A 17,539-nucleotide genomic window follows, 5' to 3' on the forward strand; every position below is an offset into this window, starting at 1 on the left:
AAACTCGCACAACCGACGCGAAGCCGGCTTGTGGCAGCGCATTCCCCATGCTAGGGCGCATCTCGTCGATGAGACACCTCTGCGGAGAGGTGGCAGAGCGGTTGAATGCACCGCACTCGAAATGCGGCATGGGTGCAAGCCCATCGGGGGTTCGAATCCCCCCCTCTCCGCCACTTGATTTTTTTTCGTTTGATCACAACCACTTAGCTGCTAGTTTGTGCAGCATTGTGGTAGAAGTGGTATGGCGATCTCAGCGCCCAAGAAGGCGACGCTGATGCGAGATCAATGAAAATCGAAGCCTAGCCGCTGCCGCACAGGTGCCTTATCGTTTTGGTGGGGCCAGCAGGTGGCTGACTGATGGCCCAATTGCTCAAATCGCTAGAGCATTGCCATCGCTAACGGAAGAAAGTCCCCGGCAGGAAAGCCGGGGCCCTTGCCATCTTCTAAGCCTTTTCAGGCGCGATCCAGCTCTGCGAGCGTGCCGGCGAGGTCATCCACATCGATCCCATCAATGATGCGGAACGAACGAGGTATAATGCCGTTCGCCCGGAACACTTCGGCGATAGAAGGTTGCGGCGACGCGGGTGCCTGACGTCTCGTACGAGACGTGGCCGCCGAGACAATCGCCCTTAACTCGTCTTCCCGCTCGTCTTCCCGCTCGGCGAGCCGCCGGTCGATCTCGTCCGCGAACGGCAGCTCCGTCGCGATGACGATCCCGAGGCGCGCGGCACTGCCTGACCTGATTGCGCATCGTCCCAAATTCGGTTTGCGGGACGATGCGCGGATCTCTTTACTGCGCGGCAGTGGTCGAGCGGTTCAGAACGGTGAAGCCCTGCCTCTCGAAGGCGGCCTTGGCGGTAGGACCGCGCAGATAACTCAGAAGAGCGGAGGCGTCCGGGTTGCGTGAATCCTTGGTGATCGCGACCGGGTAGACGATCGCCGGGTGGCTATCGGCCGGGAAGGTGGCGACGACCTTCACATTCGCGTCCGCCGCCGCATCGGTGGCGTAGACGATGCCGAGCGGCGCCTCGCCCCGCGAAACGAGGAGCAGGGCGGCGCGCACGCTCTCGGCCTGCGCGATCCTGTCCTTCACTCCCGCCCAGCCGCCAAGCTTCTCCAGCGCCGCCTTGCCGTACTTGCCGGCCGGCACCGCATCGACATTGCCCATGGCGAGCTTGCCGGAGCCGAGCGCCGCCGTGAGATCGAGGCCCGGCCCCATCTTCACCTCGACCTTCGCCTCCTTGGACGCGATCAGCACGATGCTGTTGGCCAGAAGGCTGACCCGGCTATCCGGCTGGATGAGATCCTTCTTGGCGAGATAGTCCATCCAATCGAGATCGGCCGAGAAGAACAGGTCGGCGGGTGCGCCCTGCTCAATCTGCTTGGCGAGCGTGTTCGAGGCCGCATACGACACCTTCGGCGCCGGCTTGCCCTCCTGGGCATAGCGTCCGGCGATCTCGTCGAGGGCGTTCTTCAGGCTCGCGGCGGCGAAGACCGTCGGCGCCTCCGCCGCCGGTGCAGGAACCGGTCCCGCGAGGGCGATGGCGACGAGGCCGGCCAGGAAACCGGCGCGGGTGAAGGTGATCATGGGCACTCCTCCGAAACGGAATCACGATGGATCAAGCGGCTTTGGGCAAGCCCGCGATCTCGATGACGAAGCGATACTTCACGTCGCTCTTCAGCATGCGGCTATAGGTGCTCTCGATCTGATCGCTCGGGATCATCTCGATATCGGGGGTGATGCCGTGCTTGCCGCAGAAATCAAGCATGTCCTGGATCTCGGCGATGCCGCCGATCGGCGAACCGGGCCGCCACCGTATCGACCCGGATCAAATGGGAATGGTTTCGCGCGACATCGGGAGCCGGAGCGCCGGTTGCACGAGGCCGAACACCTCATGTCTCCACCGTCCCGATCCGTGGCCGCTGATCGGATTTACGCAGCTTCACGATGGTGTCCCTGAGCCAGCGTTGGCTGGGCACATCGTCGTTGGAGGAGTGCCAGATCATCGAGATGGCGACATCCGGCAAGGCGATGGGGGCCGGGCTCACGGTCAGGTCCATGCTCTCGGCAAAGAAGCGCGCCAGCCGCGCATGCATGGTGGCGATCACCGGCGCCTGACGCACGACGAAGGGCATCACCGCAAAACGCGGTGAGGTCAGCGCGATGACCCGGGTGCGGTCGATCTTGGCGAGGGCGTCGTCCACCACGCCGTGGGCACTCTCCACGAGGCTCGTCAGCAGGTGGGGAAAGCGGAGATAGTCGTCGAGCGAGATGGGGGCCGACACTCCCAAGAGCTCGGAATTGAAGATGCAGAGATAGCTTTCCTTGTTGAGGATGCGGCGCTTGTGGTGCGTCTGGCCCTGTTCGAACACGCCGATGCCGAGATCGACGCGTCCGGTATCGAGGTCGTCGAGGATGCGGTTGCGGTCGATCGTGTGCAGCAGCAGCTTCACCCCCGGCGCGACCGCCTGCAGATGCGCGATCAGGGTCGGCATCAGCAGCACCTCGGTCGAATCGGGAATGCCGAGGGTGAAGGTGAGATCGGCCGTGGCCGGGTCGAAGGCGGCCGGCGAAGCGGTGATCTGCTGAATCTGGGAGAGTGCGGCCTGAACCGGTGCCGAGAGGGTGAGCGCCCGCGGCGTCGGCCGCATGCCGTCCGCGCTCCGGGTCAGCAACTCATCCGAGAAGGTCGCACGCAGTCGCGCCAGGGCGTGGCTCATCGCCGATTGGCTGATGCCGATCCGCCCCGCCGCTCGGGTGACGCTGCGCTCCGTCAGCAGAGCGTCGAGGGCCACGAGCAAATTGAGATCCAGCCGCGAAAGATGCACGTGATCGATGCGCATTATGAAATTGATCCATTTGATTCATGGCACCTGTCTCAACACATTCAGCCTCACGAAGCGACGGAAATCCCGCCGCAACGAAAGAGGCTGATTCCGATGTCCAAGAAAATCGTTTCGCTCGCCACCGTCGCCGCCCTGGCGTTCATGTCTCTCGGCACGATCTCCGCGACCGCCGACGAGATGGTCGCCATCCACGGCACCAAGACGGTCGGCGCGCTCGCCCTGGAAACCCGTGGTCTCGCGACCGATGACCTGTCCGTCCACCGCCAGGGCGGTTTCGCCGTCCCCGGTGCCGTCCAGTGGATCAAGACGCCCGTCCAGGAGCCGGTAAGGCAGGCCGCCTTCTGAGCGGGCCCCAGCGGTCCGCGATGAGGCCTGTAGGGCGACCGACTCACTTCGACGACAACGCTCCCGGCATCCTACGATGCCGGGAGATTTTCGTCGGATAGGCTAAAGGCGCGCGCGAAGCCGGCGGCACAGCCTGCGGACACGCCGATGAAGGCGCCCGCACGCCGTGCTTCGGAGAATCATACCAAATCCGCTCGATCCCTTCGGGGCGGCGATGGCGGCCTCGCTCACACGCCGCGCGGGCTGGCCGAGACGGAACCCGCTCTGATCAAGCGGATGCCGTCTCACCCGTCGCATCACCCTACAGGAGGCCGAGCCGGCTCGGCTCGACCTGAGCGAAGATGCGCCGGAGGCTCGCCGGGCCGAGACCGTAAAGCCGGCCGAACAGATCTGCGAGCAGCGCCCGGTGATCGGTGAGCACCGGATAGTCGCGGTTCTGAAACAGGCGGGCCTCGTCGATCCGGACTTGTGGCCCCGCGATATGGCCGCCCTTCACGGCGCCGCCGAGCACCCAATAGACGCTGCCATGGCCATGATCGGTTCCCCGGCTGCCATTCTCCCGGAAGGTGCGGCCGAACTCGGAGAGCACGACCACGACGGTGTCGTTCCACCCAGTCCCGATTTCCTGGACGAAGCCGGCAAGACCCCGGCCGAGTTCGCTCAGGCGGTCGGCGAGATAGCCGCTCGCCGCCCCCTGATTCACATGCGTGTCCCAGCCGCCGACATCGACGAAGCCGAGATTGAACCCATCGCGCATGAGCCGGCCGATGCGCCGGGCCGACAGCTCGAAGCCCTTCGGGGAGACCGCGCCCCGGTCGGCCTGGGCCTGATGATCGGAAATCGCGTGGTAGACCTCGTCGCGCACGCGAAACCCCTCTTCGACGGCGGGGCGCAGGGCGCTGTCCCGGTACATCGCCGTGATCAGTGACGCCTGCCGCGCATCGATGCCGGGCTTGCCGACAGCGTTGATCGCCACGTTCGGGACGGCCTCCGCCCCGCGAAACACCAGCGGCATCTGCTCGGTGAAGCTCACCGGCCGCGCCCGGGTCAGTTCGGCGGCGAGCCGGCCCATGAAGCCGGAATTGTAGTCGCGGCCCGCGCCGGTACCCTGGCCGAGCTCAATCGTATCCTGGGTCTCGAAATGGCTGCGGGTAAGATCGTCGCTGCCTGCGAAAGGCACGAAGGCCGCCTGCCCCTTGGCGAAGAGCGGCAGAATGGTCTCACGCAGGGCCGGATGCAGCCCCCAATCCCCATCGAGCGGCAGCGCAGCGGCCGGGTCCTGCGGGTTGGGGCGAGCCACGGCAAGGTGAGGGCGGGCCTGATAATAGAAGTCGCTTCCGACCGGAATCACGACATTGGCGGCATCGTAGGCTCCCCGCAAAAAGATGACGAGAAGGCGGGCATCGGCCTGCGGTGCGGCCCAGACGCGACCGGCGACCGTGGAAAGGCCGAGCCCGAGGCCGGTACGCAAAAGCCTGCGACGGTCCAAGGGATCGGCGAGAGCCGGGTAATCCATGGGCCCCTCCTCAGCGCATGAACTCGGGAGACGACAGGAACAGCGTGTTCCAATCCTGGGGCGAGACTGCGCGTGCGAGGACGGCGCGGGTCGGCTCGCTCAGCGTGGTGACGAGCGTCGAAAAGTAGAGGGCGTTCAGCAGAAGCGGGAAAGCGGGCTCTTCGACGGCATCCGCTCCCGGTGGTCGGAACAAACCGGCCGGTCCCGCGCCGATCTGCCGGGCGATCTCGAAGCGCGTGGTCATCTGGCCCGGCCCGGTCCAGGAAGCGGGCAGGAGCGGATAACCGTCCGGCGTCGAGCGGTTGAACAACCCTTCGCCGAGGCGATTGAGCCAGTTCTGGATCGGACCCGTATTGAGGATCACGCGTCCGTCATAGGCGAGGCGCAGGGCCGAGAGCAGATAGCGGATCGGATCCTTGATCTGCGTGCTGAGACCGGCCGTGAGGTCGGGGGAGCGGATCAGAGCCTCCATCACTGCCGCGATATCGCCGTCGCTGCGCGTAAAGACTGCGGCGAGCCGTTGTCGCTGGGCTTCCGAGGGCTCGGTTCCGGTGAAGTAGGTGGCGAGCGCGGCCGATACGTTCCGCGCCGTAGCCGGATGGTGGCCGAGGATGTCGAGCGCCTCCTCGACCTCACCGAAGCCGCGGCCGCGGATGACATGGCCGAGGAAGAGCTTGTCGCCGTAATCGTGCCGATTCGGGTTGAAGATGAACAGCCCGTCGCGGATCAGGTCGGCCTTTCGCTCGGGCTTCAGCTTCGGGTCTTCCGCGCGGGTCTCCACGCCGACACCGGTCAGGATGCGTGCGAGGGCCTCGACATCGCCTTGCGTATAGCCCGAGCCGACACCCATGGTGTGCAGCTCCATGATCTCGCGCGCATAATTCTCGTTGAGATGGCCGACCGAGTTCTCCGCATTATCGAGGTAGCGCAGCATCGCCGGATGGCGCAAAGTCGCCGCAAGCAGATCGCGAAAATGCCCCAGGGCATGCGGACGGATCGCAGTGTCGATGTAGTCGTCGATCCATCCGCGCAGGTTCGCTTTGCCCTGGTGGACGTTGAAGCGGTTGAACCAGAACCATGTCAGGCGCTCACGCACTTGGTCGGAACTGTAGAGGAAGCGCAGCAGCGTCGCGGCGGCGGCATCCCGCGCGGCGGCGTTGAGGCTGCTCTGATACGCCTGCTGGGCGATCTTCTTCGCTTCCGGATCCGGCTCGGCACTTGCGGCCTTCGCCTGGAGTTCGAGAGCCCGCACGCGTTCGACGAGGGGTTCCTGCGGTCGCAGAGCAGCGATTTGCCTCGCAGCGTCCGGTGGCAGCCGAGGTTCGAGAGGCGGATGGAGCTGCTCCCTGAGCCAGCGATCGCGTCCCTTCTCACGCAGCTCCGTGAAGCTGGAACCTGTGATGCCCCAGGTCAGGGCATCGAGAAAGGCCGCGTCCTCGGCCGGAGACGCGGCGGAGGCCGGGGCGACGGCCCCGGTCGCGAGATGAAGCGCAACCAGCGCCGCCCGCACCCCGATGCTTGCACGACTCTGCCATACAAGGAGCATCGCACCACCTCCGCAGCTGCAGAGAGGTCGGGAGCGATCACGGCCGATCTATGGCGTGCCGGTGTGTAAGGGCCTGTTCGCACTCCCTTGCTGGGCCAATCCGACCATCCTCATGTTGAGGCGCTCGCGCAGCGAGTCTCGAAGCCCCTCGGAACAGTCGATCCCAAGACATTCCTCCGCCGGAAGAAGTTTTGCGGAAGATTAGGAGTCGATGGCGCAGATCCTCGGCACGATGGCCGTCATCAATACTGGGAAAAATGGCTCGAACAGGCTCTAAGAGCGCTAAACGGCACTGCCTGGTCTACCCTGAGGGTAAATCGGAGAAGTCGCTCATGACAGGTGGGCGGGCGGCGAACGGGGTGAACCAAGCATGGTGCGCTCCACCATCCAGCACCCAGCGGTGACGGCCGAGCGTCCCGCTGCTCTCGGCGCCCTTGCGGGCAATGCGCGGGACGATGACACGGGCGCGACACACCTGTCCTCGGGCTCTCGCACCGTAGACGTTGTCGGCGTGTCGCTTGTCCTTGCGGCGACGCGGTCGACCCACCCAGCCATCGCCGCGTCGTGTGCTCTGAAAAAGGTGATCCCGATCCGCGTGACCTCTTCGGATCGGGCGGAGCCCTGGTTCGTTCGGCGTCGCCTCGCGAGGCCGGGAAGCGAGCTGCCGCGCCCGTTACGGACGCGCCTGCTCCTTCAATGCTGACCCTGTCCGATGGCCAGGATCGTCACGCCCACGGCGATCACACCGATGCCGGTCAACAAAGTCGCGTTGAGGGGCTCGCCATAAAGCAGGGCACCGCCGAGTGCCGCACCCACCATGCCGACCCCGGACCAGATCGCATAGACGACGCCGATCGGCAGCATGTCCATGCTGGTCGACATCAACCAGAGCGCGGTGCCGTAGCCGAGCGCCACGATCACGGTCGGCCCCGGTCGGGTGAAGCCGTCCGCCGCCTTGAGGGCGAGGGTCGCGGTCACCTCCGCACAGATCGCGAAGCCGAGGATAAGGAAGGAGTTCATGACAACAAAAGGATCCTGGCGTGGGAGCGGCATCGCGATCCCGGCATCCACCGGTGCGCTATGTTCCGGCCGATCTTCCGGGAAATCCGTGAACGTCTCCTTCAAGCGACGGCTTGCGGAGCGGAACCGCTTCCAAATTTTCAACAGCACTCGGATCTGTTTGTGCTTTGAACTCTATGAACTTTAGGCTGTAAACTTGTCCCACGGTCGCTCGGAGCTTCGAACCTCGCCATCAGCGACCGACGTCAAGCAATTCTTCAAGATCTGATGTGACATCCCTCGTGCATGTCGACCTCCTCCGCCGTTCCCGATCCTTCGTCGTCCCGCAAGCGCAGTCGCCGCTGGGCGGCCTCGACGGCCATCGGTGGGGCGCTGGCGGCGGGTGGCGCCTGGATCTCGGTGGCGCTCCTCGACATCCCCAACCCGATCACCCTCGCTGCCCTCGCCATCGTCAAACCCTCCGCCGTGGGGTCCTGGTTTCCGAGCCGGGTGGTGCAGGCGCCGACGAAGGCCCGCGAACTTCCGTTCAGGTCCCGACCGATCCTCGACCGCGTTGTCTGGAAGGGGAAGACGATCCCGCTCGGGACGGTGCTGGATGCCACGCACACCAATGCCTTTCTCGTGGCGCAGGACGGTGTGCTGATCCACGAATGGTATCGTTCCGGCCGGGATGAGGCGACGCTCTTCCCATCCTGGTCGGTCGCGAAATCCATCGTCTCGCTTCTGGTCGGATCGGCGGTCGCGCGGGGCAAGCTGTCCGAGACCGACAAGGTGTCGATGCTGTTGCCCGAGCTGCGTCATCCCGGGGTCTTCAGTCAGATCACCGTGCGCAATCTGCTCGACATGACGAGCGGGATCGCGGTGCCGGAGAATTACGATCCCAGCCATCCTCTGACCGGCACGGCCGGAATGTACCTGACGCGGGACATCACCGCCTTCGTCCGGGACAACGCGCATCTCGCCTTCAAACCCGGCAGCGAGGGCCGCTACCGCAGCATCGATACCGAGGTGCTCGGCCTGATCCTGGCCCGGGTCGAGGGGAAGCCCCTGGCGGATCTGCTGTCGGAGCGGATCTGGAAGCCGATTGGGGCTCAGGCCGATGCGACCTGGAATCTCGACCGGCCGGGCGGTGTCGAGAAAGCGTTCTGCTGCATCAACGCGACAGCCCGGGACTTCGCGCGCCTCGGCCTCCTCGTGGCCGATCAGGGGCGCGCGGGCGAAGCCCGCATCGTTCCGATGCGCTGGATCGAGCGGATCTCGACGCCTGCCCGCCGATCGGTCGATGGCTGGCGCTACTCGGCCCAGTGGTGGCACGCCCCGGACGGGGACGAGGACGACATTTCGGCGATCGGTGTCTACGGACAATATGTCTACGTCAACCGCAACACCGGCACCGTCATCGTGAAGCTCAGCGATCACGGCGCCGAGCAGGACGAGACCGATACCCTCGCGGTGATGCAGGCCATCGCTGCCGATCTCGCGGCCAAATCGCACTGACCGCATCGGGCCCGTGCTCGAGAACGCGGATCCGGCAAGCCCAGAAGGCGAGCCATGTCGGCGCGAGCGTGAGCCCGTTCGTCACGCCTCGGTCGACCCCGCGCCCTGCACCGGCCGGCGCTTGGCCATCCTGAACCATCCGATCAACGATCCGATGCGCGGGTGGCGGATGAAGCGCCGCCCGACGCTGGCCCACGCCATGGTCGAATGCGACGCGACGGGATCGACGAGCACGCTCAAAGCGCGGCTGTAATCGAGGACGAGCCCGGGCGTCCACGTCATGCTGGCGGCACCGTTCCGCAGCACCGCCGCCGCCCAGAACTCGGGCGTTGTCACGGCAACGGCGAGGCGCCGCCAGGGATGGCCGGAGCGTGCGAACACGCCTTCCACCGCCGCATCCAATGCGCGAGCGACAGCGGTGGAGCAGTTCCGACCGATGAAATTGTAGGTCGTATCCTGGCGATAGGATTGCCAGAAGGCTCGCAGCCGGGTCGCGTCGATACCGGAGAGCGTCACCGCGACGGTCGCCTCGCACCAATCGTCGGCCTCAGCCCTGTAGGAGGTCAAGAAGCGGCCGGGCACGTCGTTCTGCGAGCCGGCACGCAGTTGCGATCGCAGATTGGTCATCGACCGATCGATTTCCACCGCCGGATAGTGGCTGATGTAGAGATCCGATCCCTGTTCGAGAGCCGCATGCCCCGTCGACAGGACGCCGCGGGCATCGACGGCCGCGACGTAGCGGCGGACGAGCCTCTGCCTGGCCGGTGTCGAGGCGTGTCCCGTCGGAGTCCAGGCGTAGACGGTGAGGCTGTCGAGCGTCGATGCGGCGGCCGGAGACACCCCGACCGATAGGCGCCGTGTGCGCAGACCGGCCAGGGCGAGTCTGGCACCGTTCAGGATGAGGAACATCCCGATGCAATATCCGACGGTGCCCGCATACCAAGTCGGCCAGGGCTGGAGATGGAACAGGCCGAACATGATGCCGAACGCACCGAGCGCGGCGGAGGCGCGCCATCCGGGAAATCTCAGCAGATACGCGATGACCATCCGGATCGTGCCGTCGATCAGGAAGGCGGTACCGAAGATCATGGCGAGCAGGAAGACGCTGTGCCGCGTGGCCATGACGATCAGAACCGCCATCACCAGCAGTACGGCCCCCTTGAGGAGGCGTAGCCGGCGTGCGGCTCCCACGGCAGCGATGCCCGCCGCGAGCGAACCCGCACCGTCGGCCAGGAGCAGGATCCCGAACCAGCGATCCGGGACGTGCAGAGCCCCATCGAGCGCATCCACCACCACCACGCCCCCCAGGACGGCGCAGACGAGGCCCGCGACGAGAAGGAGATGCCAGTGCCGGTGAACCGCGGCCCGTCCCACGAGAAGCAACCAGAGGGGAATCGTGCGCGACTCGCCCGGGATCGTCCGGTCGCCTCCTGCGGCCGCGGAGTCAGGCAACGGCCGTTGGAGCGGGTGCGAAGGAAGTTCGGACATCTGCGAGCATCTGTGAAGGGCTGCGGACTTGGCCGCACGCTCCATCATGTGTGCAATGACTTTACTAAAGAAATTCCGTTTCTCGGGCGTGATCCCTGAACCGCGGAGTCTACTCCGGAAATGATGGCCTCATGGAATGGTCGGGGCAAACCAGCGGGGCGCCGACCGTCAGACATCGGACCTATCGGAGAGATCGCTTCAACCATGGAAAGGCGGACGACACCGAGGAAGGCTCTACGGCGTCGATCCAGCCTATTCCCGCGATGCGCAAACGATGCTCTCTCCTGAGCTCTCGCTCGGCAGCGCCGTCCGTCTCGGCCAGGACCTTACGTCAGGGAACGCAGTTTCGGAGCAGGAACCTCGTGCCCGAGCGCACGATCCCATTTCACATACACGCCCTGCTCGTTCTTACGCACGGAGCTTCTGTTTTCACCGGCCGGCATGATGGCGTTGCCAGCGACCGGCGTCACGTACATCGAAACCTTGCCGCTGTGATCCCAATGTCCACCATCGCCGGCGCCGCCCTGGACGGTGTCGAGAACGGCATCGTCGAGTTTCATGTCCACTGCACTCATGGCATGCTCCTGTTCCGACGCTTCCGATGCGTCGCGGGGTATTTCTAGGCCGCAGGTATTACTTAGATCTTTCAGTGATCGCGTACACGAGCACTGCCCTCGGATTGCGCGTCCGATGCTTAATTTAGTAGAAACCTGTTGACTGAGTTTTCTGCGGACTGTGAAACGGCTCGTCTTCGTTTGGCGGGGTCGAACCTGCTTCACTGACCGGCCTGTCCTGAGGAGGCACACGATCCCCACCGATCATCGGGCAGGGTTTCACCTCCTACGGATGCAGCAATCGACCGGCTCCGGTCGAGGTCACCGGATCAGGCGATCTGACGGCGTGCCAACGCCGCGAACACGCCGTCACGCGCCAGCAATTCGCGATAGCTGCCCTGTTCCGCGATCCGCCCGGCATCGAGCACGTAGATCCGGTCGGCGTTCTGCACGGTCGAGAGACGGTGGGCGATGACGATGCGGGTGGCATCGAGCCGCCCCAGCTCTTCGGAAACGACCTGTTGCGTGCGGTTGTCGAGGGCGCTCGTCGCCTCGTCGAACAGCAGGATGCGGGGGTGCCGCACGACCGCGCGGGCGATCAGGAGGCGCTGACGCTGGCCGCCCGAGAGAAGGCCGCCATCCTCACCGACATAGGTATGCAGGCCCATCGGCATCGCCCGGATGTCGCCGTCGAGGCCGGCGACCCGCGCGGCCTCCCATGCATCGGCTTCGGTCAGGGGCGCACCGTTGAGGATGTTCTCCATCAGCGTTCCGCCGGTCGTGCGGCTCGATTGAAGCACCACCCCCATCTGCCGGCGCACCGATCGCAGATCGAGGCTGGTCAGGTTCTGGTCGTCGAACAGCACTGAGCCGCGCTCCGGGCGCTCGAAGCCGAGCAGGACGCGCATCAGGGTCGATTTGCCCGAGCCGGAGGTGCCGACGATGCCGACGAACTCCCCGGGCCGTGCATGGATCGACACGCCATCGAGGACCGCCGGACCCTCGGCTTGGTAGCGGAAGACGATGTCGGCCAGTTCGATGCCGCCGCGCAGGGCACGGACCGCTCCGCGCGATTCGAGGTTTTCGGGGGTGGCTTCGAGCAAGGGGGCGGCCCGCTCGTAGAGCGGGCGCAGGGAGAGCAGGGCGGGAAGGGCACCGCCGAGCGCGAGGGTCGCGGCCATGAACTGTCCATAGGCCGCGTTGAACGCGACGAAACGGCCGACTCCGATCTCGATACCGCCAAGGCCGACGATGCCGATCATCAGGGCGGTGGCAGCGATGCCGAAGGCGGCCGAGAAAGCCGAAAACTTGGCCGAGAGACTGCTCTGACGCAATTCGAGTGCCCGCCGCTCGATGAACAGCGGCGCCCAACGGGCGAAGCCGCGCGCCTCCGCGCCGGCCACCTTGAGCTTGGCGATGCCCTGGATGAGCTGGAGGGAGAGCGCCTGAAGACGCCCCTCCGTCGCCAGAATGCGCCGTTTCCAGTCGAGCAGACGCAGGTTCACCGCCGTGATGACCGCAAGCTCGCAGAGGACGAGGGCGACCGCCACCAGGGCGAGGCGCCATTCGTAGTACAGGATCAGGGCGAGGCTGGAGACCGAGAACACGGCGGAGAGCAGGGTGCCGATCACCGTGCCGCCGACCGCGTCGCGCATCTGGTTGATCGCCGCTGCGCGGAGAGCGAGATCGCCGGTGGAATAGCCGCGGAAGAAACCGACGGGCAGGCGGAGCAGCCGGTCCCACAGCGCGCCTTCCAGATCGGTGTCGAGCAGAGTGGTGAGTCGCAGGAGCAGGAAGCCGCGGACGAGCTCGAACACGATCCCGCCGAGCCCGAGCGCTGCGATGCCGGCGACGAGCTGAACCAGTTCCGGACGCGAGGCTGCCGGAATCACCGTCTCGAACAGGATCTCGGTGGCAATCGGCATCGCGAGGCCGAGCAAGCTGCCGACGAGCCCGATCCCCAGCACGGCGAGAAGAGCCGGCAGGGCGAGTGGGAAGGCGAAGCGGAGGAGACCGCGACCATCGATGGGGGTATCGGGCAGGCGGCGTTGCAGAACGTAGCCGTGCTCGGCCAGCTCCGCAGCCTCACGAGAGCCGACCCTGCGCAGACGTCCTCCCTCGCGGATGCGGTAGCCGCCCCGCCAGCCGGTCCCGGCGATCAAGGCGACCGGGGACCCGTCGCTGCCGCGAAAGCCGAGCAGCGGCTGACCGCCCCAGCGCCACCATCCCGGCTTGAGGCGGATACGGCGCGGCCGCAGCCCGGCCCAGGCGGCGAGGCCGGCAAGCTGTCGCTCGATGGACTGTGTCTCGTGCCTGGGATCCGGCGGCGGCGCGTCGGGCAGGGTGGCGGCGCATGCCTCGGCGACGGCGCGGAAGGCGGCGGCAAGGGAGCCTTCGCCCGCTCCGCCGTCGTCGTCGGCCGTCACCACCGGGGCCACGGTGGCGGCGAGCAGAGCGTGGTCGCGCGCCGCCTTGCCCCCGATCAGCGCGGCCTCGTTCGCGTCGATCGCGGCGTCGGAAGCCGCCAAACCCTGAGCGAGCCGGGCCTGATGAGCGAGGATTGCCGACGAAAGGCTTCCCTCGGCCGCCAGCGCCGCGCTCGACCGGGTGAGGATGCGCGCACCCTCTTCCGTCGAAAGGCCGGCACTCGAGGCGGTAACCGCGAGGGGCGGGTCACCCGGCCGGCAGGAAGCAGAGCCCGGAATGTCGGTGTGCAGGCTTCCCTCGCTCACCGTCACCCAGAGCAGCCCTCGGTCGGGCCGTACCGTGACGCCCGGATCGAGGGAGACATCACCCTCGTCGAGAACGGCCGGCCGCCCCGGCATCGCCTCGGCGACGGCCCGGATGCTCCGCTCGACCCAGACCTCGACCTCGGCGATCGCATCCGGCGCAGCGGTATCGAGCCGCTTCATCAGGGCGTCCGTCGCGACGGTCGAGAGCTGTGCCTCCGGGGCCGGGAAGGCCAGGAGGCGGATCGTCCCGTCGCTGCCGAGGAGGGGAAGCGCGATCTCGCCCGCCGCCAGGGTGACGAAGTGTCGGCGGCGGCCGGCCAGACCGGGACGCTCGACATAGAGATCGGCCGCACCGGCCACCACGCGCAGGCCCTGACCCGCCAGGATCAGCGGAGCGCCAGCATCCATGGCGGTGCCGGCGATCCGCACGGGAGACTCATGCAGCACGGATCAGCTCCGCATAGGTGCCGGATTGACCATAGAGGCTGTCATGCGTTCCGCGTTCGACGATCCGGCCGCGGTCGAGCACCAGAATCTCGTCGCAGTCGCGGATCGCGCTGAGGCGGTGGGTCACGAGGACGATGGTGCAATCGCGACGGCGCAGATTGTCGAGGATCTGCGCCTCGGTCACGGCGTCGAGGGCACTCGTCGCCTCATCGAGAACGAGGATGCTGGGTTCGAGCGCCAGGGCCCGGGCGATTTCCAGGCGCTGCGCCTGCCCGCCCGACCAGTTGGCACCGCCCTCGCTGACCGGCGCATCGTAGCCGCCGGGGCGCGCCGCGATGGTTTCGTGAAGTCCGGCATCGCGGGCCGCCGCGACCATTGCCCCATCGCTCACCCGGGGGTCCCACAGGGTGAGGTTGTCGCGCACGCTTCCCTCCATCAGCACGATGCCCTGATCGACATAGGCGATCGAGGCGCAGCGCACGCCCTCCGGGATCGACGCCGTGGGCAGGCCGTCGAAGCGGATGCTGCCCGCCCAGGGTTCGGCGAGGCCGACGAGGAGGCGGGCGATGGTGGATTTGCCGCTGCCCGATGGGCCGACCAGGGCGATGCGGGCGCCCGGCACGACGGTGAGCGAGAAATCCTCGACCAGCGCCGCGTCGAGGGGATTGTAGCCGAAGACGACGTTCTCGATCGCCATCGCACCCGACAGGCGCCGGAGCGGCACGGCCGCGTCATCGTTGGCCGCCGCGAGGCCGGGACCGGAGAGGGCGTGGCGGTCGATGGGATGGCGCAGCACGTCGTCGACGCGCTCCATCGCGACCCGCAATTCGCGCATGCCCGAGGCGACTCCCACGAGGCCGCTCACCTGCCCGAGAAAGCTCCCCAGCACCGCTTGGAACGCCGCGAGCGTGCCGACGGTCATGAGCCCGTCCATGACGCGCAGGCCGCCGACGCCGAGGATCGCCGCCATGGTCAGGGCACCGAGCACGGAGGGGATCAGGCCGAGCAGCTGGAGCGGCACCTGCATCCGATACAGCGCGTTCATGGTGCGGGCCTGAGCATGGGCCCAACGGTTGAGGAAGTCGTCCTCGGTAGCGGTCGCCTTGAAGGTTTCGATCGATTGGATGCCGTTGATCGACAGGCTGCCGAGCGCCGCCTGCTCGCGCATCACCCCGCGCGCCGCGTTCTCCTGGCGCCGTGCGACGAGGCGGACGAACGCGACGTTGATCACGGCCAGTCCCAATCCGATCGCGGCCAGAACCGGATCGTAGAGGGCCATCAGGGCGCCGTAGAAGAGGGTCGCGAGCCCGGTCACCAGCATCGCCGAGACCTGGCTGCCGATCAGGTCGCAAGCCCGCTCCGTTGTGGCCAGCCGGCTTGCCACGTCGCCTGCATAGCGCTGGGCGAAGAAGCTCGGCGAGAGCCGCAACAGGTGCCACATCAGGCGAAGCCCGAGCGACACCCCGAGCTTCCACTTGAGCCGTGCCAGGAAGTAACCCTGCAGCCAGCCGAGCGTCGCGCTCAGCAGGGCCGCGAAGACGAGGCCGAGGAGCAGCGGCCTGATCCAGTCGGTCAGGTGATCGAGCAGGATGTCGTCGACGAAGATCTTGGTCGCCGCCGGCACGAACACGCCGGGGGCCAAAGCCGCCACCCCGGCAAGCACGAGGAAGGACACGGCGCCACCGGAATTGGCCAGCCCGTCGCGCACCGAGCGCCAGACATTCGGGCGGGTGCCGGACCGCTCGAAGGCGGGGCCCGGAACCATGGTCAGCATCACACCCGTGAAGGCGCGGTCGAATTCCTCGTGCGTGACCGTGCGGGGGCCGGAAACCGGATCGTTCAGATGAACGCCGCTGCGGCTTATCCCTTCCAGCACCACGAAGTGGTTGAACTCCCAGAACAGGATCGCCGGCAGCGGCTTCTCGGCGAGCTTGTTCGGATCGGTGCGCCAACCCTCGGCGTCCAGGCCGTAGCGGCGCGCCGCCCTGACGATGTTCTTGGCCTTGCTGCCATCCCGGGAGACGCCGCAGGCGACGCGCAACTCCTCGAGCGGCACCCACCGGCCGTAATGGGCGAGCACCATCGCGAGGCAGGCCGCGCCGCACTCGACCGCCTCCATCTGAAGGATCGTCGGCACCCGGACACGGGCCGTGCGCGGGAAGCGCAGCTTGGTCTTGCGGCTCATCCCCGTACTCACACCCCGGCGAAGCGGCGCAGGGCCGGAATGAACAGGCTGATCGGGCGGCCGGATTTCACCGTGACCTGTCCCACCACCAGGGTCGTCGAGGCGAGGGCGACCTCCGCGCCGCGCCGGGACGTCCAGGCATAGCTGTTGGGTCCGCTCTCGCCGGGCTTGAGCCGCACCACGAGCTGGAGCGGCGGGCCGTTGCGGGTGAAGAGGCGGGCGAGATCCGGGTTACCGAGGCGGTGGGCGATGGCGCTCTCGTTCTCGGGGCTCTCGTCGACCTGGATCACGGTGCCGATGAGCGTTCCGTACTCTTCCTTCTTGGCGACGGAGGGCGAGAGCCGCACCTCCATGCCGAGCTTGACCTCCTTGCCGCTGTCGGCCGGGACGTAGAGCAGGGCATCGAGCCGCGGCCCGCCCTGCTCGATCACCATCAGCTTCTGCCCGGCCGCCACCAGGGCCTGATCGCCGGCCTCGTTGGTCGTGACGATGCCGTCGGCGCGCGCGACGATGGTGGTCGCAAGGGTTTCACTCAGATGCGCTTGGCTGCGCTGCCCCTCGGCGTCGCGGAGTTGGCGATCGAAGGCCGCGAGTTCCTGGTCGGAGCGGTGGCGGAGGGACAGGAGCGCGGCATCGAGGGAGAGCAGATCGGTGCGAGCCCGGGAGATCGATTCACGGGCCGCGAACAGCCGCTCACGGGCCTCGATCACCCGGTCCGACTGGGTCAGCCCCTTGGTGAGCAGCTGCTCGCGCTGCCCCAGCAGCGCGGTCAGCTCGCGCACCCGCGCCTCTCCGAGCTCGATGGTCTCCTGCAACGCCTCGCGCTTGCGCTCCGCCGCAGTCGTCTCCTTGGCGATGTGATCCTCGAGCCGGGCGGCGAGCGCCGTGCGCTGAAGCGAGAGCTGGGTCACCCGCCCGTCCACATCGGCGAGCCGGGCGGCGTCCTCCGGCGCACTGAGCCGGGCCAGCAGATCGCCCTTCTTCACGGTGTCGCCGCGCTGACGATAGCTCTCGATCCAGCCCGCCTTGGGCGCATGGACGCTGACGAAGGCGCCGTCGGCCGGGACCAGCAGCCCCTGACCGCTGACGGTGGTCCGATAGCTGCCGAAGATCGACCAGCCGAGGCAGCCGCCGACGATGACCAGAGCCGCGCTCAAGGCGGCCCATCCGAGAGGAGAGGTGACCCGCACCATCTCGTCGAGCCGATCGGGCGGTGCGAGCCCGGCAAGCGCCTCCTGTCGATACAGGGATTTTGACATCGGAAGCCCGGGCGAGATGCAGCGAGATCAAAGCACTGTATGTAATGAATTTGCTAATGAATAATTATCCCACTCTCATCGCTATTTTCGAGGCAACCTGAAT

13 protein-coding genes, 1 tRNA gene and 2 pseudogenes are annotated in these 17,539 nt (G+C 66.7%); 3 read left to right on the forward strand and 13 right to left on the reverse strand.

Annotation, left to right across the window (positions count from 1 at the left end):
- Window positions 1–83: 83 nt before the first annotated feature.
- Window positions 84–173, forward strand: a tRNA-Ser gene (locus MZTS_RS05455).
- Window positions 174–453: 280 nt separating this feature from the next.
- Here MZTS_RS05455 and MZTS_RS05460 read toward each other — a convergent pair.
- The 4 genes and pseudogenes from MZTS_RS05460 to MZTS_RS05475 all read right to left on the reverse strand — a co-directional run bounded on the left by MZTS_RS05460 (window position 454) and on the right by MZTS_RS05475 (window position 2,844).
- A complete protein-coding gene (locus MZTS_RS05460; protein WP_192282382.1) occupies window positions 454–759 on the reverse strand; it encodes a hypothetical protein in 306 nt (101 codons plus the stop codon).
- A 31-nt stretch (window positions 760–790) separates the two neighbouring features.
- Window positions 791–1,588, reverse strand: coding sequence for a molybdate ABC transporter substrate-binding protein (gene modA / locus MZTS_RS05465; protein ID WP_192282384.1), 798 nt, complete (start codon window positions 1,586–1,588; stop codon window positions 791–793).
- Window positions 1,589–1,619: 31 nt separating this feature from the next.
- Window positions 1,620–1,805, reverse strand: a pseudogene (locus MZTS_RS05470) (NAD(P)-dependent alcohol dehydrogenase); the annotation flags it as partial.
- Between the two features lie 88 nt (window positions 1,806–1,893).
- A complete protein-coding gene (locus tag MZTS_RS05475; RefSeq protein ID WP_192282386.1) occupies window positions 1,894–2,844 on the reverse strand; it encodes a LysR family transcriptional regulator in 951 nt (316 codons plus the stop codon).
- Between MZTS_RS05475 and MZTS_RS05480 the strand changes: the two genes are divergently transcribed.
- Window positions 2,824–3,192 carry a hypothetical protein gene (locus tag MZTS_RS05480; RefSeq protein ID WP_246482011.1) on the forward strand — a complete coding sequence of 123 codons (369 nt, stop codon included), beginning with the start codon at window positions 2,824–2,826 and terminating at the stop codon, window positions 3,190–3,192. The two genes, MZTS_RS05475 and MZTS_RS05480, sit on opposite strands and share 21 nt — an antisense overlap.
- A 301-nt stretch (window positions 3,193–3,493) precedes the next feature.
- On the opposite strand, the gene MZTS_RS05485 is transcribed toward MZTS_RS05480, so the two are convergent.
- The 4 genes and pseudogenes from MZTS_RS05485 to MZTS_RS05500 form a co-directional block, all read right to left on the reverse strand.
- On the reverse strand, window positions 3,494–4,681 hold the full coding sequence (locus MZTS_RS05485) for a DUF1501 domain-containing protein (RefSeq protein WP_192282419.1): 1,188 nt from the start codon (window positions 4,679–4,681) through the stop codon (window positions 3,494–3,496).
- Between the two features lie 37 nt (window positions 4,682–4,718).
- Window positions 4,719–6,254 carry a DUF1800 domain-containing protein gene (locus MZTS_RS05490; RefSeq protein ID WP_192282388.1) on the reverse strand — a complete coding sequence of 512 codons (1,536 nt, stop codon included), beginning with the start codon at window positions 6,252–6,254 and terminating at the stop codon, window positions 4,719–4,721.
- 340 nt (window positions 6,255–6,594) lie between these two features.
- Window positions 6,595–6,798, reverse strand: a pseudogene (locus MZTS_RS05495) (IS5/IS1182 family transposase); the annotation flags it as partial.
- A 149-nt stretch (window positions 6,799–6,947) separates the two neighbouring features.
- Window positions 6,948–7,379, reverse strand: a complete 432-nt coding sequence (locus MZTS_RS05500; RefSeq protein ID WP_246482002.1) for a DMT family transporter — start codon at window positions 7,377–7,379, stop codon at window positions 6,948–6,950.
- 180 nt (window positions 7,380–7,559) lie between these two features.
- Here MZTS_RS05500 and MZTS_RS05505 point away from each other — a divergent pair, with 180 nt between their 5' ends.
- On the forward strand, window positions 7,560–8,771 hold the full coding sequence (locus tag MZTS_RS05505; RefSeq protein ID WP_009865089.1) for a serine hydrolase domain-containing protein: 1,212 nt from the start codon (window positions 7,560–7,562) through the stop codon (window positions 8,769–8,771).
- A gap of 81 nt (window positions 8,772–8,852) precedes the next feature.
- On the opposite strand, the gene MZTS_RS05510 is transcribed toward MZTS_RS05505, so the two are convergent.
- From MZTS_RS05510 to MZTS_RS05530, 5 genes are all read right to left on the reverse strand, one after another.
- Window positions 8,853–10,307 carry a lipoprotein N-acyltransferase Lnb domain-containing protein gene (locus tag MZTS_RS05510; RefSeq protein WP_246482003.1) on the reverse strand — a complete coding sequence of 485 codons (1,455 nt, stop codon included), beginning with the start codon at window positions 10,305–10,307 and terminating at the stop codon, window positions 8,853–8,855.
- A 278-nt stretch (window positions 10,308–10,585) separates the two neighbouring features.
- Window positions 10,586–10,834, reverse strand: a complete 249-nt coding sequence (locus MZTS_RS05515) for a hypothetical protein (RefSeq protein WP_192282390.1) — start codon at window positions 10,832–10,834, stop codon at window positions 10,586–10,588.
- A 308-nt stretch (window positions 10,835–11,142) separates the two neighbouring features.
- Window positions 11,143–13,992 (reverse strand): NHLP bacteriocin export ABC transporter permease/ATPase subunit, encoded by a 2,850-nt coding sequence (locus MZTS_RS05520; protein ID WP_192282392.1) that lies wholly within the window; start codon window positions 13,990–13,992, stop codon window positions 11,143–11,145.
- Window positions 13,982–16,177: an NHLP family bacteriocin export ABC transporter peptidase/permease/ATPase subunit gene (locus MZTS_RS05525; protein WP_192282394.1), complete on the reverse strand. Its 2,196-nt coding sequence runs from the start codon at window positions 16,175–16,177 to the stop codon at window positions 13,982–13,984. The genes MZTS_RS05520 and MZTS_RS05525 overlap by 11 nt, the downstream gene beginning before the upstream one ends.
- A gap of 8 nt (window positions 16,178–16,185) precedes the next feature.
- A complete protein-coding gene (locus MZTS_RS05530; RefSeq protein WP_192282396.1) occupies window positions 16,186–17,436 on the reverse strand; it encodes an NHLP bacteriocin system secretion protein in 1,251 nt (416 codons plus the stop codon).
- Between the last annotated feature and the right edge of the window lie 103 nt (window positions 17,437–17,539).

Origin of the sequence: Methylorubrum zatmanii (assembly GCF_014845115.1) — a bacterium.
GTDB classification, from domain to species: domain Bacteria; phylum Pseudomonadota; class Alphaproteobacteria; order Rhizobiales; family Beijerinckiaceae; genus Methylobacterium; species Methylobacterium zatmanii.

Bases quoted from the DNA above. Each gene is read 5' to 3' on its own strand.
- MZTS_RS05525 (WP_192282394.1), bottom strand. From the start codon at position 16,177: ATGAGCCGCAAGACCAAGCTGCGCTTCCCGCGCACGGCCCGTGTCCGG.
- MZTS_RS05510 (WP_246482003.1), bottom strand. From the start codon at position 10,307: ATGATGGAGCGTGCGGCCAAGTCCGCAGCCCTTCACAGATGCTCGCAG.
- MZTS_RS05490 (WP_192282388.1), bottom strand. From the start codon at position 6,254: ATGCTCCTTGTATGGCAGAGTCGTGCAAGCATCGGGGTGCGGGCGGCG.
- MZTS_RS05505 (WP_009865089.1), top strand. From the start codon at position 7,560: ATGTCGACCTCCTCCGCCGTTCCCGATCCTTCGTCGTCCCGCAAGCGC.
- modA (WP_192282384.1), bottom strand. From the start codon at position 1,588: ATGATCACCTTCACCCGCGCCGGTTTCCTGGCCGGCCTCGTCGCCATC.
- MZTS_RS05475 (WP_192282386.1), bottom strand. From the start codon at position 2,844: ATGCGCATCGATCACGTGCATCTTTCGCGGCTGGATCTCAATTTGCTC.
- MZTS_RS05480 (WP_246482011.1), top strand. From the start codon at position 2,824: ATGCACGTGATCGATGCGCATTATGAAATTGATCCATTTGATTCATGG.
- MZTS_RS05515 (WP_192282390.1), bottom strand. From the start codon at position 10,834: ATGAGTGCAGTGGACATGAAACTCGACGATGCCGTTCTCGACACCGTC.
- MZTS_RS05530 (WP_192282396.1), bottom strand. From the start codon at position 17,436: ATGTCAAAATCCCTGTATCGACAGGAGGCGCTTGCCGGGCTCGCACCG.